This window comes from Amycolatopsis sacchari, assembly GCF_900114035.1.
GTDB classification, from domain to species: Bacteria; Actinomycetota; Actinomycetes; order Mycobacteriales; family Pseudonocardiaceae; genus Amycolatopsis_E; species Amycolatopsis_E sacchari.
Genome location: NZ_FORP01000008.1, coordinates 177872 through 203989, shown reverse-complemented (window position 1 = coordinate 203989; position 26118 = coordinate 177872). Strand labels below are relative to the sequence as shown.

The 26118-nt window shown below is 71.1% G+C and carries 23 protein-coding genes and 1 other RNA gene; 6 read left to right on the top strand and 18 right to left on the bottom strand.

The window, feature by feature from the left end; translation table 11 throughout:
* Window positions 1-11: 11 nt before the first annotated feature.
* From BMZ92_RS16555 to BMZ92_RS16545, 3 genes are read right to left on the bottom strand one after another with little or no spacing between them, the layout of a single operon-like run.
* Window positions 12-647 (bottom strand): uridine kinase family protein, encoded by a 636-nt coding sequence (locus BMZ92_RS16555; protein ID WP_342743501.1) that lies wholly within the window; start codon window positions 645-647, stop codon window positions 12-14.
* Entirely contained in the window at window positions 619-1215 is a 597-nt protein-coding gene (gene recR, locus BMZ92_RS16550; RefSeq protein ID WP_091508285.1) for a recombination mediator RecR, read from the bottom strand. Before recR ends, BMZ92_RS16555 begins: the two co-directional genes overlap by 29 nt.
* A gap of 12 nt (window positions 1216-1227) precedes the next feature.
* On the bottom strand, window positions 1228-1593 hold the full coding sequence (locus BMZ92_RS16545; RefSeq protein ID WP_091508283.1) for a YbaB/EbfC family nucleoid-associated protein: 366 nt from the start codon (window positions 1591-1593) through the stop codon (window positions 1228-1230).
* Between the two features lie 116 nt (window positions 1594-1709).
* On the opposite strand from BMZ92_RS16545, the gene BMZ92_RS16540 reads away from it, so the two are divergent.
* The gene (locus BMZ92_RS16540) at window positions 1710-2504 is read left to right on the top strand and encodes an N-acetylmuramoyl-L-alanine amidase (RefSeq protein ID WP_218153476.1); all 795 of its coding nucleotides are present in this window, start codon (window positions 1710-1712) and stop codon (window positions 2502-2504) included.
* 448 nt (window positions 2505-2952) lie between these two features.
* Here BMZ92_RS16540 and BMZ92_RS16535 read toward each other — a convergent pair whose 3' ends face one another.
* The 6 genes from BMZ92_RS16535 to BMZ92_RS16510 all read right to left on the bottom strand — a co-directional run bounded on the left by BMZ92_RS16535 (window position 2953) and on the right by BMZ92_RS16510 (window position 10781).
* Entirely contained in the window at window positions 2953-4971 is a 2019-nt protein-coding gene (locus tag BMZ92_RS16535; protein WP_091508278.1) for a DNA polymerase III subunit gamma and tau, read from the bottom strand.
* A 247-nt stretch (window positions 4972-5218) separates the two neighbouring features.
* Window positions 5219-5315, bottom strand: an RNA gene (gene ffs / locus BMZ92_RS16530) — signal recognition particle sRNA small type.
* Window positions 5316-5325: 10 nt separating this feature from the next.
* Window positions 5326-7197: an ArnT family glycosyltransferase gene (locus BMZ92_RS16525; protein WP_091508276.1), complete on the bottom strand. Its 1872-nt coding sequence runs from the start codon at window positions 7195-7197 to the stop codon at window positions 5326-5328.
* A gap of 13 nt (window positions 7198-7210) precedes the next feature.
* Window positions 7211-8446, bottom strand: coding sequence for a bifunctional glycosyltransferase family 2/GtrA family protein (locus tag BMZ92_RS16520; protein ID WP_091508433.1), 1236 nt, complete (start codon window positions 8444-8446; stop codon window positions 7211-7213).
* Window positions 8447-8545: 99 nt separating this feature from the next.
* Window positions 8546-10054 carry a sensor histidine kinase gene (locus tag BMZ92_RS16515; RefSeq protein ID WP_091508273.1) on the bottom strand — a complete coding sequence of 503 codons (1509 nt, stop codon included), beginning with the start codon at window positions 10052-10054 and terminating at the stop codon, window positions 8546-8548.
* On the bottom strand, window positions 10032-10781 hold the full coding sequence (locus BMZ92_RS16510) for a response regulator transcription factor (protein WP_091508271.1): 750 nt from the start codon (window positions 10779-10781) through the stop codon (window positions 10032-10034). The genes BMZ92_RS16515 and BMZ92_RS16510 overlap by 23 nt, the downstream gene beginning before the upstream one ends.
* Window positions 10782-10950: 169 nt before the next feature.
* Between BMZ92_RS16510 and BMZ92_RS16505 the strand changes: the two genes are divergently transcribed.
* Complete coding sequence (locus BMZ92_RS16505; protein ID WP_091508268.1) at window positions 10951-11562, top strand: hypothetical protein; 612 nt, start codon at window positions 10951-10953, stop codon at window positions 11560-11562.
* A gap of 129 nt (window positions 11563-11691) precedes the next feature.
* On the opposite strand, the gene BMZ92_RS16500 is transcribed toward BMZ92_RS16505, so the two are convergent.
* On the bottom strand, window positions 11692-11943 hold the full coding sequence (locus tag BMZ92_RS16500; RefSeq protein ID WP_091508266.1) for a DUF397 domain-containing protein: 252 nt from the start codon (window positions 11941-11943) through the stop codon (window positions 11692-11694).
* Window positions 11944-12166: 223 nt separating this feature from the next.
* On the opposite strand from BMZ92_RS16500, the gene BMZ92_RS16495 reads away from it, so the two are divergent.
* Window positions 12167-12583 carry a hypothetical protein gene (locus tag BMZ92_RS16495; RefSeq protein ID WP_245783088.1) on the top strand — a complete coding sequence of 139 codons (417 nt, stop codon included), beginning with the start codon at window positions 12167-12169 and terminating at the stop codon, window positions 12581-12583.
* Complete coding sequence (locus BMZ92_RS37395; RefSeq protein ID WP_177228728.1) at window positions 12580-12756, top strand: hypothetical protein; 177 nt, start codon at window positions 12580-12582, stop codon at window positions 12754-12756. Before BMZ92_RS16495 ends, BMZ92_RS37395 begins: the two co-directional genes overlap by 4 nt.
* A 7-nt stretch (window positions 12757-12763) precedes the next feature.
* Here the strand turns inward: BMZ92_RS37395 and BMZ92_RS16490 are convergent, their stop codons facing one another.
* Entirely contained in the window at window positions 12764-13627 is an 864-nt protein-coding gene (locus BMZ92_RS16490) for a helix-turn-helix domain-containing protein (RefSeq protein WP_091508264.1), read from the bottom strand.
* 159 nt (window positions 13628-13786) lie between these two features.
* Here BMZ92_RS16490 and gndA point away from each other — a divergent pair, with 159 nt between their 5' ends.
* The gene (gene gndA, locus BMZ92_RS16485) at window positions 13787-15226 is read left to right on the top strand and encodes an NADP-dependent phosphogluconate dehydrogenase (protein WP_091508261.1); all 1440 of its coding nucleotides are present in this window, start codon (window positions 13787-13789) and stop codon (window positions 15224-15226) included.
* Window positions 15227-15260: 34 nt separating this feature from the next.
* Here gndA and BMZ92_RS16480 read toward each other — a convergent pair whose 3' ends face one another.
* The 6 genes from BMZ92_RS16480 to BMZ92_RS16455 form a co-directional block, all read right to left on the bottom strand.
* Window positions 15261-15977, bottom strand: coding sequence for a Clp protease N-terminal domain-containing protein (locus BMZ92_RS16480; protein ID WP_091508259.1), 717 nt, complete (start codon window positions 15975-15977; stop codon window positions 15261-15263).
* Between the two features lie 54 nt (window positions 15978-16031).
* Entirely contained in the window at window positions 16032-17210 is a 1179-nt protein-coding gene (gene pobA, locus BMZ92_RS16475) for a 4-hydroxybenzoate 3-monooxygenase (protein ID WP_091508257.1), read from the bottom strand.
* 78 nt (window positions 17211-17288) lie between these two features.
* Window positions 17289-18068 (bottom strand): IclR family transcriptional regulator, encoded by a 780-nt coding sequence (locus BMZ92_RS16470; protein WP_091508254.1) that lies wholly within the window; start codon window positions 18066-18068, stop codon window positions 17289-17291.
* 9 nt (window positions 18069-18077) lie between these two features.
* A complete protein-coding gene (locus BMZ92_RS16465) occupies window positions 18078-19199 on the bottom strand; it encodes a 5-methyltetrahydropteroyltriglutamate--homocysteine S-methyltransferase (RefSeq protein WP_091508252.1) in 1122 nt (373 codons plus the stop codon).
* Between the two features lie 39 nt (window positions 19200-19238).
* Entirely contained in the window at window positions 19239-21155 is a 1917-nt protein-coding gene (locus BMZ92_RS16460) for an APC family permease (RefSeq protein WP_245783087.1), read from the bottom strand.
* 98 nt (window positions 21156-21253) lie between these two features.
* Window positions 21254-22414 (bottom strand): beta-ketoacyl synthase N-terminal-like domain-containing protein, encoded by a 1161-nt coding sequence (locus tag BMZ92_RS16455; RefSeq protein WP_091508247.1) that lies wholly within the window; start codon window positions 22412-22414, stop codon window positions 21254-21256.
* A gap of 192 nt (window positions 22415-22606) precedes the next feature.
* Here BMZ92_RS16455 and BMZ92_RS16450 point away from each other — a divergent pair, with 192 nt between their 5' ends.
* Complete coding sequence (locus BMZ92_RS16450) at window positions 22607-25336, top strand: sensor domain-containing protein (protein WP_091508244.1); 2730 nt, start codon at window positions 22607-22609, stop codon at window positions 25334-25336.
* A gap of 95 nt (window positions 25337-25431) precedes the next feature.
* On the opposite strand, the gene BMZ92_RS16445 is transcribed toward BMZ92_RS16450, so the two are convergent.
* Window positions 25432-26046: a TetR/AcrR family transcriptional regulator gene (locus BMZ92_RS16445; protein ID WP_091508241.1), complete on the bottom strand. Its 615-nt coding sequence runs from the start codon at window positions 26044-26046 to the stop codon at window positions 25432-25434.
* Window positions 26047-26118 lie beyond the last annotated feature (72 nt).

The window sequence follows — 26118 nt, the reverse complement described above, 5'->3', positions numbered from 1 at the left end:
ACCACGCCAGGTTACGATCGCGCTACGTAAAAGGCCGTTCCATCACACCGCGGGCGGTTGTCGTTGCGCTCCGTAGAGAATTTGCCCGAAAAGACCTGCAAGTGTGCCTCCGAACGGGTGAACGGGCGGTCGACGGCGCACCACCCCCGCTCGAACGCCTGCCACCGCACGAGGTGCTCGCGGGACGCCTCGCCGTCCCGCTGAACGGCACGCTCCAGCCGCGTCCGGGGGTCTGGACCACCGAGCCAGCACAGCGCGGACAACAACGGCCGCACCGATTTCCGGGCGGCGGACACCCCTTCGACGACGAGCACATCCGGTGGGGGCACGACGACCCGCTCCCCGGGCCGCGGCCGGCCACTGGTCCAGTCCAGCTTCACGTAGCTGCCCGGCTCGCCGTGCGCGAGCGGTTCGAGGACGCCGGAGACCAGGCGCGGCCACCACGCGACGGGGTCGTCCCAGGTGGCGAAGGAGTCGGTGCTGACGAGCGCCGAGTCCGGCAGTTCGGCGCACAGCCGCGCGGCGAAGGTGGATTTTCCCGCGCCGGAGGGCCCGTCGACGGCGACGAGGCGGACGCGGCCCAGCCGCGGCGGTGCGGCGAGCACCGCGGCGGCGAGGTCAGAGAGTGCGGCGTCCGGACAGCGCACGGCCCAGCGTCAGCTCGTCGGCGAACTCCAGGTCCCCGCCCATCGGCAGCCCGGAGGCGAGGCGGGTGACCGTGAGCCCGGGGAAGTCGCGCAGCATCCGCACCAGGTACGTCGCCGTCGCCTCGCCCTCCGTGTTCGGGTCGGTCGCGATGATCACCTCGGTGACCTCCTCGCCGCCGATCCGGGTGAGCAGCTCACGGATGCGCAACTGGTCAGGACCGATGCCGGACAACGGGTCCAGCGCGCCGCCCAGCACGTGGTAGCGGCCCTTGAACTCGCGCGTGCGCTCCACGGCGAGCACGTCCTTGGGCTCCTCGACGACGCAGATCAGCGACGTGTCGCGGCGCGTGTCCCGGCAGATGCGGCACTGCTGTTGTTCGGAGACGTTGCCGCAGATCTCGCAGAACTGGACGCCCTCGCGGACCTTGCCGAGCACGTCCTGCAGCCGCGCGATGTCCGCCGGGTCGGCGGCGAGCAGGTGGAACGCGATCCGCTGCGCGCTCTTCGGGCCGATGCCCGGCAGGTGACCGAGCTCGTCGATCAGGTCCTGGACTACCCCTTCGTACAACCCGGTCGCCTTCTACTGGCCGAGCCCGGGCAGGCCGAACCCGCCGAGGTCGGGCATGCCGCCGCCGAGCGCGCCGGTCACCGGGCCGAGCTTCTCCTCGGTGAGCTTCTGCGCGTTCTTGCTGGCGTCCCGCACCGCGGCGACGACCAGGTCGGCCAGCGTCTCGGTGTCCTCGGGGTCGACGACCTTCGGGTCGATCTTGAGGCTCTTCAGTTCCATGCCGCCGGTGACCGTCGCGGTGACCAGTCCACCGCCGGCGCTGCCGGTGACCTCGGTGCGGGCGAGCTCCTCCTGCGCCGCGACGAGCTGCTGCTGCATCTGCTGCGCCTGCTGGAGGATCGCCTGCATGTCGGGCATTCCGCCGCCGGGGTTGACCATTTGCCGTTTCCCATCCGTGAAGGGACCTGCACGTACTGCCCAGACTAACGTCCGGTGGGCGTGGCAGGCGCTCCGGCGCCCCGGGGGTGTGCGACGGTGGGCGCATGAGGTGGCGGATGGTGCTGGCGGGGACGCTGCTGCTCGCGGGGTGCACGAGTGGTGGCGGGAGTCCGGTGCCGGGTTCGCCGGGGGTTTCTGTTGTTCCGTCCAGTGTTTCCGGGGCTCCGTCTGTGCCGTCTTCTGCTGCGCCGTCGTCGTCCCGGCCGCAGCGGGTCGTGGTGCTCGATCCCGGGCACAACGGTGGTAACGCGAGCCACCCGGGCGTGATCAACAAGCCCGTCCCGGCGGGGCGTGGCGAGACGAAACCGTGCAACACCACGGGAACCGCGACGAGACAGGGGTACCCGGAGCACGCGTTCACGTGGGACGTCGCGCAGCGAGTGGGGGCGCTGCTCAGGGCGGCCGGACTGCGGGTCGAGTACACGCGGAACGACGACAACGGCGTCGGACCTTGTGTGGACAGGCGAGCGGCCATCGGCAACGAGGCGAACGCGGACGCGGTGGTCTCGATCCACGCCGACGGGTCGACTTCGCCCGTTGCGCACGGGTTCCACGTGTCGTACTCGGCGCCGCCGCTGAACCCCGCGCAAGGCGAGCCGTCGATCTCGCTGGCCCACGCCCTGCGGGACTCGCTGCAGCAGGCGGGCTACCCGACGTCGACGTACCTCGGGTCCGCGGGCATCTACCCCAGGGACGACCTCGCCGGTCTCAACCTCTCGACCCGCCCGGCCGCCCTGGTGGAATGCGGCAACATGCGCAACGCGACCGAGGCGGCGGCGATGGCCAGCCCGGAGGGGCGGGCGCGGTACGCGCAGGCGATTGCCGCGGGGGTTGAGGCTTTTTTGGGTTGAGGCGGGGTGGGGGTGGGGGCGCGGAGTGGTGGGGCGCGGAGCGGTGGGCGGAGCCGCGGGGCCGGGCGGAGCGGCGGAACGGCGGAACGGCGGAGCGGCGGGCGGAGCCGGGGGACGGAGCCGCGCAGCCGCGAAGCGGCGGGGCGCGCGGCGCAGCCGGGCGCGCGGAGCGGCGTGCGGGCGAGCGGCGCGGCGTGCGGGCGAGCGGCGCGGAGCCGCAGCGGCGGGCGGAGCGGCGAGGCCGAGAGGCCAAGCCGCACAGCGGCCAGCGGGACTCCGCCACCCCGGCTCGCCGCGCTCGGGCCCGGCGGCCCGCTGCCCCAACAGCTCAGCCAGCCACCCTGCCCCGGCAGCGATATCCCGGCAGCCTCGTTCGCAGGCATCCCCAGCCTCGACAGTCCACCACCCGAAACCTCAGCCCACCGGGGCCCGGCAACCCGCCCAGGACTCAATCCAGGGGGCGGGCGCCGAGGTGTTCGGCGAGGAGGCGGTGTGCCTCTTCCTCCGGGTCGATCGCCGGGGCGGCTGCCAGGGGGGCGGGCTCGTCGAAGGCGGATTCCTCCGCCAGGATCGCGACCTCGTCCTCGTCCGGTTCCGGCGGGAGCGGGATGTCCGGCTCGGTGGTGGTGACCTTTGGCTTCGGCGCGGGCTGCTGCTGCGCGGGAGCCGGTGCCGGGCGCTGGAACGTGCGCTGCTGTTGCTGCGGCGCCTCGCGCTGCGGCGGTCCCTGTTGCGGCCGCGGACCACCGCTCGGGCGGGCCGAACCGCCACCTCCACCACCGCCGCCGTGCACGCACCGCACCTGCCACGAACCGCCCAGCACCTCGTGCAGTGCCGCCGCGATGAAGTCCGCGTTGCGTGCCTCCGACAGCCGTCGCGCCAGCGGCTCCGCCGTGTGCGACAGCACGACCAGCGAACCCTCCACGCTCTGCACCGTCGCGTGCGTGAGCATCGCCTCCGTGCTGCGGCTCGTCTTCCGGATCGCCGCGAGCAGGTCCGGCCAGATCCGCCGGATGGCCGCCGCGTCCACGCCACCCGGTGCCGCCGGCGCTGGGGCCTGCACAGGTTCCTCTTGCGCCACAACGGGTTCCGGCTCCGACCGCGGTGCTTCGGGAGCCGGGCGCGGCGGTTCAGGGGCCGGGCGCGCCGGTGCGGGACGGGGTTCGGGTGCCGGTTCGGCGGCCGGGCGCTGCGACGGCCGCTGGAACGTCCGCTCGGGGACAGCGGCAGGCGCGACGGCCGCAGGAGCGGCAGCAGGTGCGGGGGCCCCCGGAGTGGCAACAGGAGCCGCCGCCACGGGACCACCCGCCGCGGCACGCCGTTCGAGCCGTTCCAGGCGCTGCAACACCGCTGCCTCGCTCTCGGACGCGGCGGGCAGCAGCATCCGGGCGCACAGCAGCTCCAGCAGCAGTCGCGGCGCGGTGGCGCCCCGCATCTCCAAGAGTCCGTTGTGGACGATCTCCGCGTACCGGGTCAGCGTCGCGGGGCCGACGCGCTCGGCCTGCGCCGCCATCCTCGCCAGCTCGTCCTCCGGCGCGGACACGAGTCCACGCGCGGCGGCGTCGGGCACGGAGCGCACCAGCACCAGGTCCCGCAGCCGGTCCAGCAGGTCCGACGCGAAGCGTCGCGGGTCGTGCCCGGCCTCGGTGAGCCGCTCGATCGTGCCGTACACCGCGGCCGAGTCCTCCGCCGCGAGCCCGTCGATCATGTCGTCGATGAGCGCGACATCCGTGACGCCGAGCAGCGACACCGCGCGCTGGTAGGTCACGCCCTCCGGCCCGGCACCGGCGAGCAACTGGTCGAGCACCGACTGCGTGTCCCGCGCGGAACCACCGCCGGCGCGGATCACCAGCGGGTACACGGCCGGGTCGACGTGCATGCCCTCGGCCGCGACGTTGCGCTCCAGCAGGTCCCGCATCGCGCTCGGCGGGATGAGCCGGAACGGGTAGTGGTGCGTGCGCGAGCGGATCGTCGGCAGCACCTTGTCCGGCTCGGTGGTGGCGAAGATGAAGATCAGGTGTTCCGGCGGCTCCTCGACGATCTTGAGCAGGGCGTTGAAACCCTGCGTCGTGACCATGTGGGCCTCGTCGATGATGAACACCCGGTAGCGCGACTCGGCCGGCGCGTAGAAGGCGCGGTCACGCAGCTCGCGGGCGTCGTCGACGCCACCGTGGCTGGCGGCGTCGAGCTCGGTGACGTCGATGCTGCCGGGGCCTTCGGGGGCGAGCGCACGGCACGAGTCGCACTTGCCGCACGGGTCGGGGGTGGGGCCCTCGGCGCAGTTGAGTGAGCGCGCCATGATGCGCGCGCTGGACGTCTTCCCGCAGCCCCGGGGCCCGGAGAACAGGTACGCGTGGTTGATGCGCCCGGCCGCGAGCGCGGTGCGGAGCGGTTCGGTGACGTGCTCCTGCCCGACGACCTCGGCGAAGGTCGCCGGACGGTACTTCCGGTAAAGAGCCAAAGCCACGCAGCGAGACTACCGCCCCGACCCCACCCCCCGACGCCGGAGCCACCGCCCGCACGCCGCTCACCGGCCCCCGCCGCACCAGGCCCACCCGACCGCTCTCCGGGACCACCGGATGCGAAGCGACGCTGGTCCACCCGACACGTGCCCAGCGCCCGCCAAGGTGAGGAGCTCGCACCGTGGGGGTCTGGGGGCTCGGCCCCCAGAAGCAATCGGGTTCGGGCCCGAGGGAAGTCGGCCAACGGCCGACGAACAAGGGGACCCCCGCACCCGTCAGAGCCTGCTTATCCTTGCTGCCTTCCGGCCCTGGGGAGGTTCACAGGATGGACGCCGCGGGGGTCCGCCACACAGTGTAGGTCAGGACTGGGCGAGGGGTTTCGTCAGGTCGTAAACAGTGGAGCCGCCGACGGTCGTGGCGGTGAAGTTCTGCTCCACCCATTCGGCGATGGACCCGCTGCCCTCACGGCCGCCGAAGCCGCCCATGCCGCCGGAGACGTAGTACGTGATCTGGCCGTCTGCGACGTACTGCTTGAACTGCTCCAGGGTCGGCGCCGGGTCGCCGCCGTTGAACCCGCCGATGGCGATGACCGCCTTGTCCGAGTTCAGCGCGAGGCCGGCGGCGGACTGGGAGCCGTTGGTCGCGGCCGCCCACTTGGTGGTGGTGCCCTTCAGCAGGTCGATCACCGCGCTGTCGGACTCACCACGGCCACCGAAACCGCCGCCCATACCGCCGCCGAACCCGCCCATCGCCGCGCTCGACGGCCCGGACGTCGGTATGGAACCTGTATGCGGGGTGAATGCAGTGACCACCGCGTATGCCGTCGTGCCGAGCATCCCGGTGAGCAGTGCCCCGACACCGAGCACGACGGCCAGTTCCCGGATGCGATCCGCGCCGAACAGCAGCCCCGCCACGAAGATGGCGGTGAGCAGCAGGAGCACCCAGCGCAGCCACGGCTGCCAGGACGACACCCGGTCGAGGAGGATGAAGTCCCACACGCCGGTCGCGGCGAGCATCACCGCGAGCCACACCCGGGCCGGGAAGTTGTGCCTGCCCCGCCACAGTTCGAGCGCGCCGATGCCGATCAGGCCGCCGATGCCCGGCGCGAGCGCCACCGTGTAGTACGGGTGGATGGTGCCGCTCATGTAGCTGAACACCAGTGCCGTCACCACGGTCCAGCCGCCCCACAGCAGCAGGCCGGCCCTGGTGCGGTCCGTGCGCGGCAAGAACCGCGTGAACCACAGCCCGGCGACGAGCGCGATGAGCGCCGCTGGTAGCAACCACGAGATCTCCGACCCGAACGACGAGCCGAACATCCGGGTGATGCCGGTTTCGCCGCCGAACATGCCGTTCCCGCCGCCACCACCGCCGCCGTTGCCGTCACCGCCGAAGATGCGGCCGAGGCCGTTGTAGCCGAAGGCGAGTTCGAGCGCGCTGTTGTCGGTCGAGCCGCCGATGTACGGCCTGCTCGACGCCGGCCACAACGCCACCACCGCGACGTACCAGCCCGCGGACACCAGCACCGCGACCCCGGCGGCGAGCACCTGCAGCACCCGCCTGCCGAGCCCGGTGGGCGCCGCGACGAGGTACACCAGTGCGAACGCGGGCAGCACCAGGAACGCCTGCAGCATCTTGGTGATGAACCCGAACCCGATCGCGACCCCGGCGAGGACGAGCCACCCCGTGCTCGCCTTCTCCAGCGCGCGGACCGTGCACCAGGCGCCGAGCGTCATGAGCAGGACGAGCAGGGCGTCCGGGTTGTTGAACTTGAACATCATCGCGGCGACCGGCGTCAGCGCGAGCACCGCGCCGGCCAGCAGTCCCGCGGCGGGACCGTTCGTGCGCCGCACGGCGAGGTACAGCAAACCCACCGAGCCGACGCCGCACAACGCGTTGGGCGCCAGCATGCTCCAGCTGGAGAAGCCGAAGATCCGGCCGGAAAGCGCCATCAGCCACATCGCGGCGGGCGGCTTGTCGACGGTGATCACGTTGCCGGGGTCGAGCGAGCCGAAGAACAGGGCCTCCCAGTTCTTCGTGCCCGCCTGGACGGCCATCGCGTAGAAGTCGTTGCCGTAGCCGGACGCACCGAGGTTCCACAGGTACAGCGCCGCGGTCGCGAGCAGCAGGACGGCCACGGCGGGGCGGACCCACCGCGGCCTGCCCGCCTGGCGAGTGGCTGCGACGGGGCCGGCCCCGGCGTACGCGGGTGGCGCGGCGGACGCAGTCGTCATCTGAACGGTTCTCCTATCGGTTCTTGCGGAAGACCCAGTTGCGGAACAGCAGGAAGCGGAGCACGGTCGCGGCGAGGTTCGCGAGCACCAGGACCACGAGCTCGACGAACCGGTTCGGCTCGCCCCCGGAGTGCAGCAGCGCCAGCGAACCGCTGGTGAGCGCCAGCCCGAGGCCGAACACGATCAGGCCCTCGAACTGGTGCCGCCCGGCGCCGGCGGAGCCACGCACACCGAACGTGAACCGGCGGTTGGCGGCGGTGTTGGCGATCGCGGTGACCAGCAGCGACACGAGGTTCGCCCACTGGGCGCCCACCGCGCCCCGCAGCAGCACGTACAGGACGAGGTACGCGAGCGTGCTGCCGACGCCGATCGCGGCGAAGCGCACCAGCTGCGTGGCCAGCCGCGGCGGCACGCCCGGGGTCGACACGCCGATCGGCGCGCGCCCCAGCTGGGCGCGGATCTCGCTGAGCGGCAGTGAGCCCTTGGCGAAGGCGCGGATCATGCGCGCGACCCCCTTCAGGTCGGCGGTTGCGGTCGCGACGATGTTCACCGAGGAGTCCGGGTCGTCGATCCAGTCGACCGGCACCTCGTGGGTGCGCAGGCCCGCGCGTTGCGCGAGCACGAGCAGTTCGGTGTCGAAGAACCAGCCGGTGTCCTCGACCAGCGGCAGCAGCTGCCTGGCGACGTCGGCGCGGATCGCCTTGAACCCGCACTGCGCGTCGGAGAACTTCGCGGCGAGCGTGCCGCGCAGGATCAGGTTGTAGCAGCGCGAGATGATCTCCCGCTTCGGCCTGCGGACGACCCGGGCACCCCGCGCGAGCCGCGAGCCGATCGCAAGGTCCGAGTGCCCGGAGATCAGCGGGGCGACGAGCGGCAACAGCGCCGCCAGGTCGGTCGACAAATCGACGTCCATGTACACCAGCACCTGCGCGTCGGACGCCGACCACACCGCGTTCAGCGCCCGGCCGCGCCCCTTCTCGTCCAGGTGGACGACCTCGACCTCGGGGATCTCCTCGGCGAGCCCCCGGGCGATGGCCAGTGTGCTGTCGGTGCTCGCGTTGTCCGCGATCGTGATGCGGTACGCATACGGCACGTGGTCCCGAAGATGCGTATGCAATCTGTATACACATTGTGCGAGGTCTGTCTCCTCGTTGTATACCGGGATGACCACGTCCAGTACGGGGTTCGGAGTGCCTGCCGGGGAGGAGGCCCGCGGCGCTGCGGGGGAAGCGTCTGCGGAGGTCGTCATGCGAACCACGGTGGCCGTCAGGATTGTGCCGACCATGTGGTGCGGCTGTGCGGGAGCTGTGAGCGCGTCACCAACGGGCGATGAACGACCGCCAGTACGTCACTTCTCCACCGGAGGGAAATCGTCGGCGGGAAAACGGACGCGGAACCGCGTCCGCCCCGGTTCGCTCGACACGTCCACTTCGCCCTTGTGCGCCGCCACGACGGCGGCCACGATCGCCAGCCCCAGCCCGGTGCTGCCGGCCGCGCGGGAGCGCGACGTATCTCCCCGGGCGAACCTCTCGAACACCTCCGGCAGCATCTTCTCCGGAATACCGGGGCCATCGTCGGTGACCGTGAGCGTCACCTGACCGTCCGCAGTGGACAGCGCGGTGGTGACCAGCGTGCCCGGTGGGGTGTGCGTACGGGCGTTGTTCAGCAGGTTCAGCACCACCTGGTGCAGCTGATCGGCGTCACCGACCACGACGAGCGGCTCCGGCGGCACGTCGAGCACCCAGCGATGGCCAGGGCCGGCGGCCTGGGCGTCGGCGACGGCATCCATGACCAGGCGCGTCAGGTCCACCGGCTCGTGCACGCGGTTGCGCCCGGAATCGAGCCGGGCGAGCAGCAGCAGGTCCTCGACGAGCGTCGTCATGCGGGCCGACTCGGACTCCACGCGGCTCATCGCGAACGCGATCTCCGGGGGCACCTCGTCCGAGCTGCGCCGGGTCAGCTCGGCGTAACCCCGGATCGCCGCGAGCGGGGTGCGCAGCTCGTGGCTGGCGTCGGCGACGAACTGCCGGACCCGGCTCTCGCTCTCCTGCCGGGCGGACAGCGCCCCCGCGACGTGCCCGAGCATCCGGTTGAACGCCGCACCCACCTTGCCGACCTCGGTCCGCGGGTCGGTGTCGGCCTCGGGCACCCGCACCGACAGCACCACCTCGCCCCGGTCGAGCGGCAGCTCGGAGACCTGGGCGGCGGTGTGCGCGAGCCGGTCGAGCGGACGCATCGTCCGGCGGATCGTCACGGCACCGATCCCGCCCGCCAGCAGCAGTCCGCCGAGCGCGACGCCGCCGAAGATGAAGCCCAGCTGCCACAGCGTCGCCGTCACATCGCTCAACGGCAGACCGGTGATCAGCACCGCTCCATACGCGTTGTGCACGGACACGACTCGGTATTCGCCCAGCTCACCGAGGTCCACGCTGTGCCGCTGACCGTCCGGCGGCAGGGCGAGCAGCACCCGCAGCCCGTCCTCGGGGACCGGGTCACTGGGGAACGGGTTCTCCGGCGTCGGCGCGACACCCCGCAGCACCCCCGAACGGATCACGCCGTCGAGACCGACGAGCACGCTCAGCGTGCCGATGCCCTGTCCCGGCACGCGCAACGCGTCCGGCGGGTGCTGCCCGACGGGGAACGACGGCGTGCCGGCGGGCGGCGGGCGCGAGCCGCGTTCGCTCGCGGCCGCGAGGCGGTCGTCGAGCTGGGAGATGAGGAAACCACGCAGCGCGAGCTCGGTGACCAGGCCGACGACGAGGCACACCACCGCGAGCAGGGCGATGAGCTGCGCGATCAGCTTTCCGCGCAGCGAGGAGGGCAGGAGACGTCGGCTACTTGGCCGGCTTGAGGACATACCCCGCGCCACGCATGGTGTGGATCATCGGCTCCCTGCCCACGTCGATCTTCTTCCGCAGGTACGAAATATAGAGTTCCACGATGTTGGCCTGGCCGCCGAAGTCGTAGCTCCACACCCGGTCGAGGATCTGCGCCTTGGACAGCACGCGCTTGGGGTTGCGCATGAGGAAGCGCAGCAGCTCGAACTCGGTGGCGGTGAGCGAGATGGGCTCGCCCCCGCGGTGCACCTCGCGGCTGTCCTCGTCGAGGGTCAGATCGCCGACGACGAGCGTGGAACCCGCGCCGGCCGACACGGCGTGCGAACGGCGCAGCAGCGCCCGCAGCCGCAGCACGACCTCCTCCAGGCTGAACGGCTTGGTCACGTAGTCGTCCCCGCCCGCGGTCAGCCCCGCGATGCGGTCCTCCACCGCGTCCCGGGCGGTCAGGAACAGCACCGGCAGGTGCGCGACCTCGGCACGCAGCTTGGTGATGACCTCCAGGCCGCTGAAGTCCGGCAGCATCACGTCGAGCACGACGACGTCGGGGCGGAAGTCCCTCGCGATGCGCACCGCGTCGGTGCCGTTGCCCGCGCTGCGGATCTCCCAGCCCTCCATGCGCAACGCCATCGACACGAGCTCGGCCAGCGTCTCCTCGTCGTCCACGACGAGTACGCGCACCGGCGAACCGTCGGGACGGTGCAGGTCGGCCTTGCCGGAACCGGACGCGGCCGCGTTCGTGCTGGTCATGACCCTGATCGTGCGCGCCGCTGGTGAGGCGTGCCTGTGGACGCGCTGTGCGTTTCCTGTGAACAAGGCGTGCACAGGGCGTGCCCATGTCGTACACAGCCTCCACACAGGCTGTATGCCGACGCTGGGACCCGTCAGCGCCCACGGGCGAACACCGGGAGAGGACACGATGACTACCGAGCCGACGACCACCCCGCCGCAGGCTCCTCCGCCGGCCTGGGGTGCCCCCCAGCCTCCCGCGCCGAAGTGGTCGGGCAGGAAGACCGCGATCGCCGCGGTCGTCGCCGTCGTGATCGCCGCGATCGGCGGGGTCGCGATCTACCTCGGCACGCAGAGCAGCGGCAGCGCGCAGCAGGGCTTCGGCGGTCCCGGCGGCATGGGCGGGTTCAACGGCCGCGCCGGCGGGATGGGTGGCGGCATGTCGCTGCTCACCGAGGCCCTGCACGGCGACTTCACGGTGTCGGAGAACGGCACGTACGTCACCGAGCGGATGCAGACCGGCGACGTGACCGCGCTGGACGCCACCTCGATCACGGTCAAGAGCAAGGACGGCTACACGCAGACCTACGCGCTCGACTCGTCCACGCAGAAGGCGAACAACGTGGCGACCGGCTCGTCGGTGCTGGTCCTGGCGAAGGTCTCGGGGAACGAGGCGACGGCGACCACCGTCACCGACGCGAACCAGAGCGGCCGGACCGGGCGGCAGGGCGGCTTCCCCGGCGGCGGTCAGGGCGGGTTCCCCGGCGGCTTCCCCGGCGGTCAGGGCGGTTCGACCAACTGAACCAGCCCATTACGACGAACGGCCGCCTCCCGCTGGTGCGGAAGGCGGCCTCGTCGTTGGTTCACCCGTGCGATTCCCCCAGGCGGACGTCCACTGTGGTCAATAACACACGAAAGTGGATAATCGCGTTCAGGCCAGGTCGAACTGACCCGCCTTCACCCCGGTGAGGAAAGCCTCCCACTCGCCCGCGTCGAACACGAACACGGGGCTCTCCGGCAGCTTCGTGTCCCGCACTCCGACCAGGCCCGCGCTGCCCAGGTTGACCTCCACGCAGTTCCCGCCGTTGGGCTCGCTGGCGAAGGACTTCTCCCAGTGTCTCTCGTCGAACAGGGCCGCTGCCGTGAGCGGGTCGTAAGCCACCGGTCGCGGGTGTTCCGCCATGGGTCGTACCTCCGTGCAAGTCCGGCGCTGCCGTCGAAGTGCGCGAACGGCCACCGCGCCTGGTGTTTCTGGACCACGGGCGGGTCCAGTCGAGTGATCGAAGGGTTGACCGCTCGACACCAAGATTATTCCAGGAGTAGGATTAATCCCATCGTTCGGGGTATGCCCGGAAGTGACCGCGACGCCGCACCTGGCCGCCGTCTTCTGACTGGGGGAGGTTCTCGTGTTCCCAGCCGCCACCGCGACCGCCCCGGCCCCGTTCATGGTCGTCGGCCGCGTCAACGGGCACGAGGAGACGGCGTGCGTCGCCGGCCCCGCGGAGGCCCTGGCCCGGATGCTCGAGTGGCTCCGCGCTGACGAGCACGCCGCCGCCGTCTGGTACCTGCGCGAGGACTGGCCCGAGGTGCTCACGCTCGTGGGCAGGCCCGTGCGGGGCGTGGTCGGCGAGGCGAGCCGGTCCGCCCACCTGTTCCGGATCCGGCCGGGCGCCGCTCTCCACGGCTCGGTCGTCGCCTGCTGCGGGGCGGAGCTCCCGCTGCCCGAAATCGAATGGCTGCGTCCCGGAGCCGGCATGCCGTGCGAATGCTGCCTCGTGCTCGGCGCCAGGACCCGGCCGGAACTGGAGGGGTACCCGGTATGACCGTCCGAATCGGTGATGTCCCGTCCGCCGACCGCCACCGCACCTGCGACGAAGCGGCCAGCCCCGCGGTGACCGACGACCGCCGCCGCACGGCCGTCGTCGAGCCGTCCCGCCACCACCGGCACGCGTGGTGGTACCACCTCGAATTCGCGCTGCAGAAGTCGAGAGCCTGACCGGGCGTTAGATGCTGTCGCCCATCTGGCGGCGGTACATGTCGGCGAAGTCCTTGAGGAACTCGCGCGTCTCCTGGCGTTCCAGCGCCGCTCCGCGCAGCCTGTCCCAGCTGTCGACGAACAGCTGGAAGTCCTTCTGGTCGTCGAGGTAGATGCCGCCCGCCGAGTGCTCGATGTAGGCGAAATCCCTTGTGCGGTCGGCGAAGCGCATGATCGTGAAGTCGTTCGGCACGGCCGCCAGCCTGGCGTCGAACGTCAGGACGTGGATGTACACGCGCTGGCGGCGGTCCAGTTCCAGCAGGTGCTCGATCTGGTCCAGCATCACCGCGGGCGCCCGGCCACCCGGCGCCCGCCGCAACGCGGCCTCGCTGAGGATGAACCGGTAGTACGGCGGCTGCGGCTGGTCGAAGACGGCCTTGCGGTCGAGCCGGTTGCGCACGAGCGACGTGACGTCGGTGGCGCCGAACTCGGTGAACTGCTTGAGCATGTAGTGCTCGGACTGCAGCGGGCCGGGGATGCGCTCGCCGTGCCACGTCATGATCTCGACGGCCGCGGGTTCGAGGTCGGTGAACGTCCGGAACCAGTGCGGCACCACCGCGCGGTAGCCGGACCAGTGCCCGCGCTGCCCCGCCGCCGCCCGCGCGAGGTTCATCAGGGCCTCCGACTCCTCGCCGTTGATCCCGAACGCGTCCAGCATCGTCCGCACGTCACCGAGCTTGACGCCCACGGCGCCCGACTCGATCTTGTTGACCTTGCCCTGCGTGCAGCCGAGCACATCGGCGACCTGCTGCTGGGTCATCTTCGCCGCCGTGCGGGCGTGGCGAAGCTCGTTGCCGAGCTGCTTGCGCCGCGACGTGACGGTGCTAGCCATCGCTCACTTCCCCAGGGCCTCGACCTTCCACTGCTCGCCGATGATCGTAGCCGACAAGCATGACAGGGAAATTCGAGCTTGACCAGTCGCCCACACGTTCACCAGGCAGAACCCGGAACCGCGCTAGGGTTTCGGGTAGACCAAGACGGAAGGACGTCCATGAGCAAGAAGGCGAGTATCGGTGTCACCGGGCTGGCGGTCATGGGCCGCAACCTCGCCCGCAACCTCGCGCGTCACGGCCACACCGTCGCCCTGCACAACCGTTCCGAGCAGCGCACGCGGGACCTGGTCGAGCAGTTCGGCGACGAGGGTGACTTCATCCCCACCTACTCCGCGCAGGAGTTCGTCGACGCGCTCGAACGGCCGCGCCAGATCGTGATCATGGTGAAGGCCGGTGCGCCGACCGACGCCGTGATCGACGAGTTCGCCCCGCTGCTGGAGGAGGGCGACGTCATCGTCGACGCGGGCAACGCGCACTTCGCCGACACGCGCCGGCGCGAGGCCGCGCTGCGGAAGCAGGGGCTGCACTTCGTCGGCACCGGCGTGTCCGGCGGCGAGGAGGGCGCGCTGCACGGGCCGAGCATCATGCCCGGCGGTTCGAAGCAGTCCTACGAGTCGCTCGGACCGCTGTTCGAGGACATTTCGGCCAAAGTGGACGGTGTGCCCTGCTGCACGCACATCGGTCCCGACGGCGCCGGGCACTTCGTGAAGATGGTGCACAACGGCATCGAGTACGCCGACATGCAGCTGATCGCGGAGTCGTTCGACCTGCTGCGCGGCGCGCTCGGCCACGAGCCGGCCCAGATCGCCGACGTGTTCCGCACCTGGAACACCGGGCGGCTGGACTCGTACCTGATCGAGATCACCGCGGAGGTGCTGGCGCACACCGACGCCGCGACGGGCAAGCCGTTCGTGGACGTCGTGGCCGACCAGGCCGAACAGAAGGGCACCGGGCGCTGGACCGTGCAGATCGGTCTGGACCTCGGGGTGCCGATCAGCGGCATCGCCGAGGCGGTGTTCGCGCGTTCGCTGTCGGGCAGCGCCGGCCTGCGTGCAGCGAGCCGCGGCCTGCCGGGGCCGTCGCGGACCCCGTTGACGGGTGCGGCGGCGGAGACCTTCGCCGACGACGTGGAGCGGGCGCTGTACGCGTCGAAGATCGTCGCGTACGCGCAGGGCTTCAACCAGATCCAGGCCGGTGGCGCCGAGTACGGCTGGGACATCGACCTCGGTGCGGTGGCGAGGATCTGGCGTGGCGGCTGCATCATCCGGGCGAAGTTCCTCGACGACGTGACCGCGGCGTACACCGCCGAGCCGGGCCTGCCGACCCTGCTCACCTCCGGGGACTTCCGCAAGGCGGTCGAGGAGGCGCAGGACTCGTGGCGTTCGGTCGTGGCGACCGCGACGCGCCTGGGCATCCCGACGCCCGGGTTCTCGACCGCGCTGGCGTACTACGACGCGCTGCGGGCGGAGCGGCTCCCGGCCGCGCTCGTGCAGGGGCAGCGCGACTTCTTCGGCGCGCACACCTACCGCCGCGTCGACCGGGAGGGCTCCTTCCACACCGAGTGGGCCACCGAGGAGCGGGCCGAGCACTCGGCCTGAGTTCCCGTGACGGGCGCTCCTGGCGGGGCGCCCGTCACTGGCCGGGGAACATCGTGCGCAGCATCGCGCGGATTTCGCCGTCGACGGCGTCCTTGATAACGCCGAGTTCGGTGAGCAGGTCGAAGGCGGGGCCTTCGCCCTGTTCCAGCAGTCCCAGCAGGATGTGCTCGGTGCCGACGTAGTTGTGCCCGAGGCGCAGGGCCTCGCGCACGGTGAGTTCGAGGGCCTTGCGGCTGGCCCCGCTGAACGGGATGTGGACCGGCAGGTCGTCGACGCCCGGTGGCAGGAGGGCGTTGACCCGCTCGCCGATGTCGGCCGGCCGCACGCCCAGCGTTTCGACCGCCTTGGCCGCGAGGCCCTCCCGCTCGCCGATCACGCCGAGCAGGAGGTGCAGCGGGCTGATCTCCTCGTTGCCGACGCCGCGGGCGGCCTTTTCGGCGTTCACGACGGCGCGGCGGGCGCGCTCGGTGAAGCGGCTGAACTGGCTTTCCGCGCTGGCGGCCGTGAACTCCTTGGGAACGAAGCGTTTCTGGGCCGCCTGCTTCGTGACGCCCATGCTGGTGCCGATCTCGGCCCAGGAGGCGCCGGACCTCCGCGCCTGGTCGACGAAGTGGCCGATGAGGTGGTCAGCCACTTCGCCGACCTGCTCGGCGAGGAGGACGGCGTCGGACAGCTGCTGCAGGGCGTCGGCCCCGGGGTGCTGGTTCTTGACGGAGTCGATGAGGTCATCGAGACGGACTGGGTTGCTCATGCCGTCAACTCTAGGTTGACGACAACCCGGCCGTCAACCGTAGGTTGACGATGCCTATTCGAACGGCAGGCCTACGTAGTTCTCCGCCAGGCTGGTCGCCGCCGCGGTGGACGACGCCGTGTACCGCAGCTGCGACAGCTGCAGCCGGCGCTGGAAGTCGTCCGAGGAGGGGTCCACGTGGAGCATCGACGTCATGTACCACGAGAAGTGCTCGGCACGCCACACGCGCCGCAGGCAGGTGTCCGAATAGGACTCAGCCAGCTCGGACCGCTTGTGCTGCAACAACTCCACCAGCGCACGCGACAGCACCCGGACATCCGCGATCGCCAGGTTCATGCCCTTCGCCCCGGTCGGCGGGACGATGTGCGCCGCGTCGCCCGCGAGGAACAGGCGGCCGTACTGCATGGGCTCCGTGACGAAGCTGCGCATCGGCGTGATGCCCTTGTCCAGGATCGGCCCTTCGCGCAACGAGAACTCGCCGTCGACCTCCAGCCGCAGCGACAGCTCCGACCAGATCCGGTCGTCCGACCACTCCGCGATCTTCTCGTCGAACGGGACCTGCAGGTACAGCCGCGTGATCTCCGGGGACCGCATGCTGTGCAGTGCGAACCCGCGCTCGTGGTGCGTGTAGATCAGCTCCTCGTGCGACGGCGGCGTCTGCGCCAGCACCCCGAGCCACGCGAACGGGTACTCGCGGTTGAAGAAGCGCACGCGGTCGGCCGGGATCGCCGGGCGGCTCACGCCGTGGAAACCGTCGCAGCCCGCGATCACGTCGCAGTCCAGCCGCCGCGAAACCCCGTCCGCGTCGCGGTAGGTCACGAACGGCTGGTCGCCCGAAAGCTCGTGAAGCTCCACATCGGACACTTCGAACTCCACCGGGTACCCCTTCGCCTCGTGCGCGGCGATGAGGTCCTTCACGATCTCCTGCTGCCCGTAGACGGTGATCGTCTTCCCGGTCAGCTCCGACAGCGCGATCCGGTGGTCCTCGCGGTCGAAACGCAGCGAAAACCCGTGGTGCGGCAGGCCTTCCGCGTCCATCCGGGTGCCGACGCCGATCTCGCGCAGCAGCTCGACCGTCGGGTGCTCGCACACCCCCGCCCGCACCCGCTTCTCCACGTACTCCCGGCTGCGCGCCTCCAGCACGACCGCGTCGATGCCCTCGGCGTGCAGCAGGTAGGACAGCAACAGCCCCGCGGGCCCCGCGCCGATGATGCCGACCTGAGTGCGAGCCACCTGAAAACCTCCAAACCTCGTCGTCAGGCCCTCAGCATGCGGTGCTCAGGGGCGTGAGCACACACACCCTTCCACTGGCTAGAAGACCGGCTGCCGGAGCGCCCGTGGCGCGCCGAGGGTGCGCGAGATGCCGCGGGCCGCGGCCCGGACGGCCGGCACCAGCGTGCGCGGATCGGCGCCACGCGCCGGCACGACGATCGAGATGGCGGCCACGACGTCGTCGTCCGGGCCGTACACGGGGGCGGCGACCGACAGCGACACCATCTCCACCTGCCGGTCGCTGATCACGAACCCGTCGCGCCGCACGTCGGCCAGCACGCGCCGCAGCTCCTCCGGCGCGCAGATCGTCTTCGGCGTGTACGCCTTGAGCGGCCCCGCCAGTACCTGTTCCTGCACCTCGGCGGGCGCGTGGGCGAGCAGCACCAGCCCGACACCCGTCGCGTGCGCGGCGAGCCGCCCGCCGACGCGCGACACGACGCTCACCGCGTTGCGGCCCGAGATGCGCTCGACGTAGACCACCTCGGGCGCGTCGAGCACCGCCAGCTGCACGTTCTCGTGCGTGGCCTCGTACAGGTCCTCCAGGAACGGCATGGCCGCCTCGCGCAGCCCCATCCCGCGGGGCGAGAGCGAGGCGACCTCCCACAGCCACAACCCGACCCGGTACCGCCCGTCCTCCTGCCGCTCCAGCGCGCCGCGCCGGGCCAGCTCGCCGACGATCCGGTGGGTCGTGGACAGCGGCAGGCCGGCCCGGCGGCTGAGGTCGGACAGCGTGAGGGCCGGCCGTTCCGGGGTGAACGCGCCGAGGACGGCCAGCACCCGGTCGACGACGGAAGGCGTCTGCGCCGAGGTGTGCCGCATCGGAAAAGGCTAACCCCAGACCTGCGCCGCGGTCTCTACGATGCGCTCCAGCTTGGCCTTCTGCTGGTCCTGCGTCAGGTCGTTGCCCTCCTCCGTGGAGGAGAACCCGCACTGCGGCGACAGGCACAGCTGGTCGAGGTCCACGTACTTCGCGGCTTCGTCGATGCGGCGCCGCAGCGAGTCCACGCTCTCCAGCTCGCCCCGCTTCGTCGTGACGAGCCCGAGCACGACGTACTTGCCCTTCGGCACGAACCGCAGCGGCTCGAACCCGCCGGAGCGCTCGTCGTCGAACTCCAGGAAGTAGCCGTCGACGTTCAGCTCGTTGAACAACGCGTCCGCCACGAAGTCGTACCCGCCCTGCGCGACCCACGAGGACCGGAAGTTCCCGCGGCACAGGTGGGTCGTGACGGTGAGCCCCGCGGGCCGGTCGGCCAGCGCGGCGTTCATCGTCCTGATGTTGCGCACGTGCTGCTTGTCCGGGTCCCCGCCCATCCGCGCGACGAGCGCGCGCTGCTCGGGGTCGTTGAGGTAGGCCAGGCTGGTGTCGTCGAGCTGGAGGTACGTGCAGCCCAGCGAGGCCAGTCCGGCGATCTCCTTCGCGTACGCCTTGGCGAGGTCGTCGTAGAACTCTTCGAGGTCCGGGTACACCGACTCGCTCACCGCGGCCCGGCCGCCGCGGTAGTACACCATGCTCGGCGACGGGATGGTCTGCTTCGGCGTGATCCGGGCGTCCACAATGGACTTCAGGTACTCGAAGTGCTGCCCGAAGATGACGCCGTCGACGTCCACCTTGTCGTGCACCCTCAGCCCGGCCGGGCTGAACTCGATGTCCCCGGCGGCGTTGTGGAACTTGACGTGCAGCTTCTCGTCGCTCTTGCCGATGCCGCGCAGCTGGTAGATGAAGTCCATGTGCCACGAGGCGCGGCGGAACTCCCCGTCGGTGGCCGACTGGAGCCCGGCGGAACGCTGCAGCTCGACGGCACCGCGGATGGCCTCGTCCTCGACGGCACGCAGCTCGTCGGCGCCGATGGTCCCCTTCGCGAAGTCCTCGCGGGCTTGGTGCAGTTCGGCGGGACGCAGCAGGCTGCCGACGTGGTCGGCGCGGAACGGCGGTGTTGTGCGCGGAGTCATGCCCCCGATCCTCTTCCTCGGCCGGTGCCGAGGCAACCCTCAGCCGACGTGCACGAGCGGCCGCCGCGCGGGATCGGGCTCGGCGCGCCGCAGCACCTCGCGGGTGACGGGCGGCACGTCGCCGTCACCGGAGAACAGGTACCGCACGAGGAACTTGAACGGGTTGCCCTCGGTCCAGCTGAAGTAGATGTGCGGCCGGATGCCCGTCTCGTCGCGCAGGTGCAGCAGGATCGCGGCGATGGCGTTGGCGATCGACGGGCTCTTCACGCGCAGGATCCGGAAGTCCTGCCGCTTCTCGCCGCGCACGTGGAGGGTCGACTGGAAGTCCGAGGCGTCGGAGATCGTGACCTCCAGGAAGATCGGCACGCAGTCGTGGGGGATGTGCAGGTTCTCCTCGGCCTCACGCAGCTTGTCGCGGTACTCGGCCTCGTCACGCGCGTCCGGTTCGTTGGCGATGAGGCGGATGTGCCCGCCCCGCACGGCCTTGTCGACGATGCGGCGGGCGGCCGCGTCGAGTTCCACGCGCTCCACCCGCAGCTCCAGTGAGCGCGTCGCCCGGGAAACCAGCGAGGTCAGGATGATCGCGGCGATGAAGAACGCGGCGATCTTCACGCCGTCCGGCCGTTCCACGATGTTCGCACACGTTGTATACACGAAGACCACCGTGATCACGGCGTACGCGGCGAAGGCCCCGCGCCGTCCGCGCTGCCACGCCGACAGCGTCACGGCGAGCGCCGCCGACGAGATCAGCACCAGCACACCGGTCGCATACGCGCCGCCCTGCGCGTCGACGCTCGCGTCGAAGATCCACGTGATGACGAACGCGATCACCGAGATCACGATCACCAGCGGCCGCGTCGCCGCGGCCCAGCTCGGCGCCATCCCGTACCGCGGCAGGTAGCGGGGGACGAGGTTGAGCAGGCCCGCCATCGCCGACGCGCCCGCGAACCACAGGATCGCGATGGTGCTGACGTCGTAGACGGTGCCGAAGGCGTTGCCGAGGTAGCCGTGCGCCAGGTACGCCAGCGCCCGGCCGCTCGCGCTGCCACCCTCTTCGAACTCCGCCTGCGGGATCAGCACGGTGGTGGCGAAGCTGCTGGTGATCAGGAAGCAGCTCATGACCAGTGCGGCGGTGGTGAGCAGCTTGCGGGTGTTTCCGATGCGCCCCCGCAGCGGGTCGCTCCCGCCGCCCCGCACGAGCGGCATCACCGACACGCCGGTCTCGAACCCGGACAGGCCGAGCGCCAGCTTCGGGAACACGACCAGCGAGACGCCGACCATCGCCCACACGCTGCCGTGCTGGGTGACCAGCAGGTTCTTCCAGTCCACGATCACGTGCGGGCTGCGGAACACGTGGACCAGCGCGTCCACCACGACGACCAGGTTCAGCGCGAGGTAGAGCCCGACGAGCACGACCGCGACCCCGATGGCCTCGGCGAACCCCCGGAGGAACACCAGCCCCAGCAACGCGATGAGCACGAGCGTGAGCAGCATGTTCTGGCCGTGCAGGAAGCCCGGCACGAAGGGGTTCTCCACCGCGTGCTCGGCCGCGTCGGCGGCGGAGAGGGTGATCGTGATGACGAAGTCGGTCGCGGCGAACCCGAGCAGCGCCAGCACCAGCAGCTTGCCCTTCCAGCGGGACAGCAGCTTCGCGAGCATCGCGAGCGAACCCTGCCCGTGCGGGCTTTCGGCCGCCACCCTGCGGTAGATCGGCAGCGCGCCCGCGAGCGTCAGCACGACGAGCACGATGGTCGCCAGCGGCGAGAGCACGCCGGCCGCGACGGCGGCGATGCCCGGCTGGTAGCCCAGCGTGGAGAAGTAGTCCACGCCGGTGAGGCACATCACCTTCCACCACGGGTGGTCGCGCTCGCGGGCCTGTTCCCGCCCGTCGCCGGACAGCTGGCTGGCGCGTTTGTGCTCGCCCTCCAGCAGCCACTCCTTGATCCCGGTCGTCACCTGGTCCCCTCTCGCTGACGTGCCGGGCACCATGATTCCCCCAGCCGCACCAGGACGCCGTGAAGGGCGCCCTCGGCGGGCACCCTTCACGGCCCCACTCACGCGGGCGGCGCAAGGACGACGACCGAGTTGTGCCCGCCCATGCCGAGGGAGGACTTCACGGTCAGGCCGTCCTGGACCGGGGTCCGGCCGTTGAGCAGCTGCGGGTGCCCCGGCGCGACGGTCGGCGGTGCCGGGATGTACCCGCGGTCGTAGCCGAGCGCCGCGACCGCCATCTCCACCGCCGAAGCCGCGCCCTGGCAGTGCCCGACCAGCGGTTTGACGGAGTAGAGCCCGGTGTCCGGACCGAAGAACTCCTCCAGCATCGCGGCCTCCGCGCGGTCGCACTGCGCCGTGCCCGGGCCGTGCGCGTTGAGGTAGCGGACGGCCGAGGCGGGCACCCCGGCGTTGGCCAGGGCGTCCCGGAAGCAGCCCCGCACCTGCTCCAGCCCCGGATCCACCGACGTCACGTGGTGGGCGTCGTGCGACATCGCCCCGCCGAGCGCCAGCGCGTACGGCCGCTCCGCGTGGTTGGACAGCACGAAGGCGACCGCGGCCTCACCGGCCGGGAAGCCCCGGCTGCCCTCCTGGAACGGACGGCACGCGTCCAGCGGGTCGGTGTCCACGACGGCCACCCCCAATCGGGTGAAATGCAGGACGTTCTCCGGAGTCGCCGAGAGGTCCGTCGCGACGAACACGACGTCGTCGACGATCCCGGCGTCCAGCCACGCCTTGGCCGTGAGCATCCCGGCGTTGCCGGAGGCGCACATCGCCGAGACGTTCATCGCGGGACCGTGGAAACCGTGCTCCTGCATGAACGTCGACATCGGCGTCGACGGCATCAGCGCGAGGTACTCGCGCGGCTTCAGGTCGGCGTTGCGGGTCAGGTAGAACTCGCGCCAGAGATCCACTTCCCCCAGCACCACGGCGTGCAGCAGGCCGACGCGCTTGCCGGGCCGCCAGCCCCGGTCACCCGCATCGGTGATCGCCTCCCGCGCAGCCGCGCGCATGGCCCGCGAGAACCGGCTCGCGCCGTCCGCGGGGTCACCGCCGTCCGCGACCTTCGCGACCCACGCGGTCTCGTCGTGGTTCAGCCCGTAGCCACCCTCCAGGGTGGCCGCGTGCTTACCCTCCGTGAGGCCGTCCCAGAACACTTCACGTCCCCAGCCGTAGCCGGTCACCGTGCCGATGCCGCAGATTCCTATTCCTCGCGAGTCCATTGCACTCGCCCCTCCTTGCTCGTTGCCTCTACGATCCGTTCGGAACCGAACGAATCCCCAGTGCCAACGACCAGCGGCTTCGTACTTTTTCCGTGGCAAGCTGGTATCGGGAGGAAGGGTGCTTTCGACCCATCGGCCTACTCCGGACGGAGTAAGCACAAGCCACGGAGTCATCGGCGGATCGGACGGACAATGGAGGCAAACGCCAACGACCGGAAGGGCACGGCTTTGTCCGTCGATCACGAACAGCTGATCGACCTGGCCCTGTCCGCGGACCGCGCCGTCCTCTGGTCGCTGGACCTGGCGACCGAGCGGTTGTCCTGGCGGCCGGGCCTCGACGACCTGCTCGGCGTCCCCGGCGCCGACGAGGCGGAGATCCGCTCCCGGCTGGCCGAGCTGGTGCAGCCGATCGTCGTCGCCGCCCGCACCACCGAGGCCTGGCAGGACCTCGAACTCGAGCAGCCGTACCAGACACCGGCCGGTGAGCTGCTGTGGATCCGGTTCCGGGCCCGCAACTTCGACGGGCACCTGCTCGGCATCGCCAACAACGTGACCGACCGCCACGAGGACCGGCGGGAGCTGGCCGACCTCGCCGACCGCTACCGCCTGCTCATCGAGCTGAGCCCGGACGCGATCGCCGTGCACCAGAACGGCCACGTCACCTACGCCAACCCCGCCGCGGCCCGGTTCGCCGGGCTGGACTCACCCGCCGAACTGGTGGGCAGGCCGCTGACCGACTTCGTCGCCGCCGAGTCCGTGCCGGAGATGGCCGCCCGGCTGGCCCACCTGACCGAGCCGGGGGCGACGTCCGAGCCGTCCGAGGCGTTCTTCGTCCGCACCGACGGCATCCGGTTCCCGATGGAGGTCGTCTCGGTCCGCACCACGTGGATGGGGCGGCCGGCGTTCCAGGTGATCATGCGCGACGTGAGCGCGCAGAAGGCCGCCGAGGCCGCGCTGCGGTACCAGGCGGCGCTCGTGGAGCACGTCAGCGACGCGATCATCGCCACCGACGCCAAGGGCAGGGTGACCAGCTGGAACCCCGCGGCGGAGGCGATATACGGGCTGTCGGCGGCCGAAGCGCTGGGCCGCCGGGTCAGTGAGCTGGTCGGCGCGCAGCTGGACCCCGCGGCGGTGCTCCGCGGCGGCGGGGTCAGCCAGCAGACCCACCGGGCGCTGGACGGCGCCGCGCTCACGATCCGGGTCTCGGCCGCGGAGATGGACGACGGTTTCGTGCTGGTGTGCGCCGACGAGACCGCGCGCCGCCGCGCGGAGCGGCAGTACAGCACGGTCGTCGCGGCGCTCGACGAAGGCGTGCTGGTGATCAGCTCCGAGGGCAAGGTGCTGTCGGCCAACCCGGCCGCGGAACGGATCCTCGGTGTGCCCGAGGCCGCCATGGTCGGGTCGTCCCCGCACGAATGGCCGATCTACGACGAGTCCGGCAAGCGGATGGCGCCCAGCGAGTACCCGTCGGCCCAGGTGCGGCGCACCGGGATCGCGCAGCAGGGCCGGGTGATGCGGGTGCTGCGCCGCGACGGGCGCAATGTGTGGCTTTCCGCGTCGTGCCGCGCCATGAACCCCGAGGACACCGAGCTCAGCGCGTTCGTGCTCTCGTTCACCGACATCACCGAGCGCCGCGCCATCGGCGAGCGCCTGGAGCACGACGCGACGCACGACCCGCTGACCGGGCTCGCCAACCGGACGCTGGTGCTGGACGAGCTGAGCGCGCGGCTGCACGGGCCGCAGCGCACGTCGACGGCGGTGCTGTTCATCGACCTCGACAAGTTCAAGGTCATCAACGACTCGCTGGGCCACTCGGTCGGTGACCGCGTGCTCCGGATCGCCGGGGAGCGGCTGCGGCGCACGGTGCGGCGCGACGACGTCGTCGGCAGGCTCGGCGGCGACGAGTTCGTGGTGATCGCGTCCGAGGTGCGCAGCGAACCCGAGGTGCGGGCGCTGACCGAGCACCTGCGGGACTCGCTCAGCAGGCCCATTTCCGTCGACGGCCGGAAGTTGCATGTGGACGCGAGCATCGGCATCGTGCTCGCGGCGTGCGGCGACCCGCGTGCGGCCGACGAGCTGCTGCGGGACGCGGATGTGGCCATGTACCAGGCGAAAACGCTGGGGCGCGGCCGGTACGAGTTCTTCGACGTCGAGCTGCGCCGCCGGATGCAGCGGCGGCTGCGGCTGGAGCAGGACCTGCGTGACGCGGTCCGGCTCGGCAAGTTGTGGGCGGCCTACCAGCCCGTGGTGGACCTGCGCAGCGGGCAGACGGTGGCCGTCGAGGGCCTCCTGCGGTGGACGCACCCCGTGCACGGCGCGGTGCCGCCGACGGAGTTCATCCCGCTCGCCGAGGAGAGCGACCTCATCAGGCAGCTGGGCTCCCACGTGCTGCGCATGACGACGCGGGAGCTGGCGGCCCGGCGGGCGAGCGGGGTCGACGTCGACCTGAAGATCAACCTGTCCACCCGGCAGCTCGACGACCCCGGTCTCGTGCCGGAGGTCGAGGCCGCGCTGGAGAGCACCGGCCTGCCCGCGAAGGCGCTGTGCCTGGAGATCACCGAAAGCGCGCTGATGCGGGATTCGGTGCTGGCCGGGGAAACCCTGACCGCGCTGCGGGAACTCGGCGTCCGGCTGGCCATCGACGACTTCGGCACCGGCTACTCCTCGCTCGCCCAGCTGCAACGGCTCACTTTGGACACTCTGAAGATCGACCGCTCGTTCGTCACGCGGCTCGGCGAGTCCGACGACGCCGAGGTGATCGTGAAGAGCATCATCGCGATGGCGCACGCGGTGAAGCTGACGGTGGTCGCCGAGGGTGTCGAGAACGAGCGCCAGCTCGAACTCCTCCGTGAGCTGGACTGCGACCAGGCGCAGGGCTACCTCCTCGGCAGGCCCGCGCCCGCGGCGGAACTCTGGGACTGACGTCCGCGTGACCGGAGCGCCCCCTGCGCGCGCCGGTCACGCGAAACCCCGTGAAATATACCGGCACGCACGTATGTTCTGTCCACTGCGGAGGGTCAGGACCCGCCGATCGCGTCGAGGACGAGCTGCTCCAGCTCGCCCCGCGTGACCGTCCACAAAGTTCCCGTCGTCCGCTCGCTCGACACGAAACCCGTCAGCAGCACACCGCGGATCGCCGCGAGTGCGGTGAGGAGCACCGCGGTGCCCCGCGGCCTGCCGAGGAAGTCGGGCACGACCTCGTTGAGCGTTTCGCCCAGTCCCGCGGTGAGCCTGCGGTTGTACCGGGCGACGTGGCGGCGCAGCTCGGCATCCGTGCGGCCGGCGAGCCACAGCTCGGTGAGCGCCGTGAACGACGGGCTGTCGTGCAGCGCCCACAGCCGGTCCACCAGCGCCATCACGGTTTCCGCCTCGGTCGGCCGGTGCGGCGGGTCACCGCGGAGCTGGTCGAGGATGGTGCCGGTGGCGTACTCCAGCCCGGCCACCACGAGGTCGGCCTTCGTGGCGAAGTAGTGCGCCTGCGCGCCCCGGGTCACCCCGGCGCGCTCGGCGATCTGCGCCGCCGTCACGTTGGCGTAGCCGTACTCGACCAGGCACTCGACGGTCGCCGCCAGCAACGCCGTCCGGGTGGCCGCTCGCCGCTCCGCCTGGGTGCGCCGCTTCCCGCCAGCCATTCGGACACTTTATCGGTACCACGCAACTCGAAGGGGGCCGCGCGCCGGGAAGATCGGTAACCCCGCGCGCTA

Excerpts from the sequence above, each read along its gene's own strand:
- BMZ92_RS16545 (WP_091508283.1), bottom strand. The coding sequence starts at position 1,593 with ATGGTCAACCCCGGCGGCGGAATGCCCGACATGCAGGCGATCCTCCAG.
- BMZ92_RS16540 (WP_218153476.1), top strand. The coding sequence starts at position 1,710 with ATGGTGCTGGCGGGGACGCTGCTGCTCGCGGGGTGCACGAGTGGTGGC.
- BMZ92_RS16525 (WP_091508276.1), bottom strand. The coding sequence starts at position 7,197 with ATGACGACTGCGTCCGCCGCGCCACCCGCGTACGCCGGGGCCGGCCCC.
- BMZ92_RS16520 (WP_091508433.1), bottom strand. The coding sequence starts at position 8,446 with ATGACGACCTCCGCAGACGCTTCCCCCGCAGCGCCGCGGGCCTCCTCC.
- BMZ92_RS16515 (WP_091508273.1), bottom strand. The coding sequence starts at position 10,054 with ATGTCCTCAAGCCGGCCAAGTAGCCGACGTCTCCTGCCCTCCTCGCTG.
- BMZ92_RS16510 (WP_091508271.1), bottom strand. The coding sequence starts at position 10,781 with ATGACCAGCACGAACGCGGCCGCGTCCGGTTCCGGCAAGGCCGACCTG.
- BMZ92_RS16505 (WP_091508268.1), top strand. The coding sequence starts at position 10,951 with ATGACTACCGAGCCGACGACCACCCCGCCGCAGGCTCCTCCGCCGGCC.
- BMZ92_RS16500 (WP_091508266.1), bottom strand. The coding sequence starts at position 11,943 with ATGGCGGAACACCCGCGACCGGTGGCTTACGACCCGCTCACGGCAGCG.
- BMZ92_RS37395 (WP_177228728.1), top strand. The coding sequence starts at position 12,580 with ATGACCGTCCGAATCGGTGATGTCCCGTCCGCCGACCGCCACCGCACC.
- BMZ92_RS16490 (WP_091508264.1), bottom strand. The coding sequence starts at position 13,627 with ATGGCTAGCACCGTCACGTCGCGGCGCAAGCAGCTCGGCAACGAGCTT.
- gndA (WP_091508261.1), top strand. The coding sequence starts at position 13,787 with ATGAGCAAGAAGGCGAGTATCGGTGTCACCGGGCTGGCGGTCATGGGC.
- BMZ92_RS16480 (WP_091508259.1), bottom strand. The coding sequence starts at position 15,977 with ATGAGCAACCCAGTCCGTCTCGATGACCTCATCGACTCCGTCAAGAAC.
- BMZ92_RS16470 (WP_091508254.1), bottom strand. The coding sequence starts at position 18,068 with ATGCGGCACACCTCGGCGCAGACGCCTTCCGTCGTCGACCGGGTGCTG.
- BMZ92_RS16465 (WP_091508252.1), bottom strand. The coding sequence starts at position 19,199 with ATGACTCCGCGCACAACACCGCCGTTCCGCGCCGACCACGTCGGCAGC.
- BMZ92_RS16455 (WP_091508247.1), bottom strand. The coding sequence starts at position 22,414 with ATGGACTCGCGAGGAATAGGAATCTGCGGCATCGGCACGGTGACCGGC.
- BMZ92_RS16450 (WP_091508244.1), top strand. The coding sequence starts at position 22,607 with ATGGAGGCAAACGCCAACGACCGGAAGGGCACGGCTTTGTCCGTCGAT.
- BMZ92_RS16445 (WP_091508241.1), bottom strand. The coding sequence starts at position 26,046 with ATGGCTGGCGGGAAGCGGCGCACCCAGGCGGAGCGGCGAGCGGCCACC.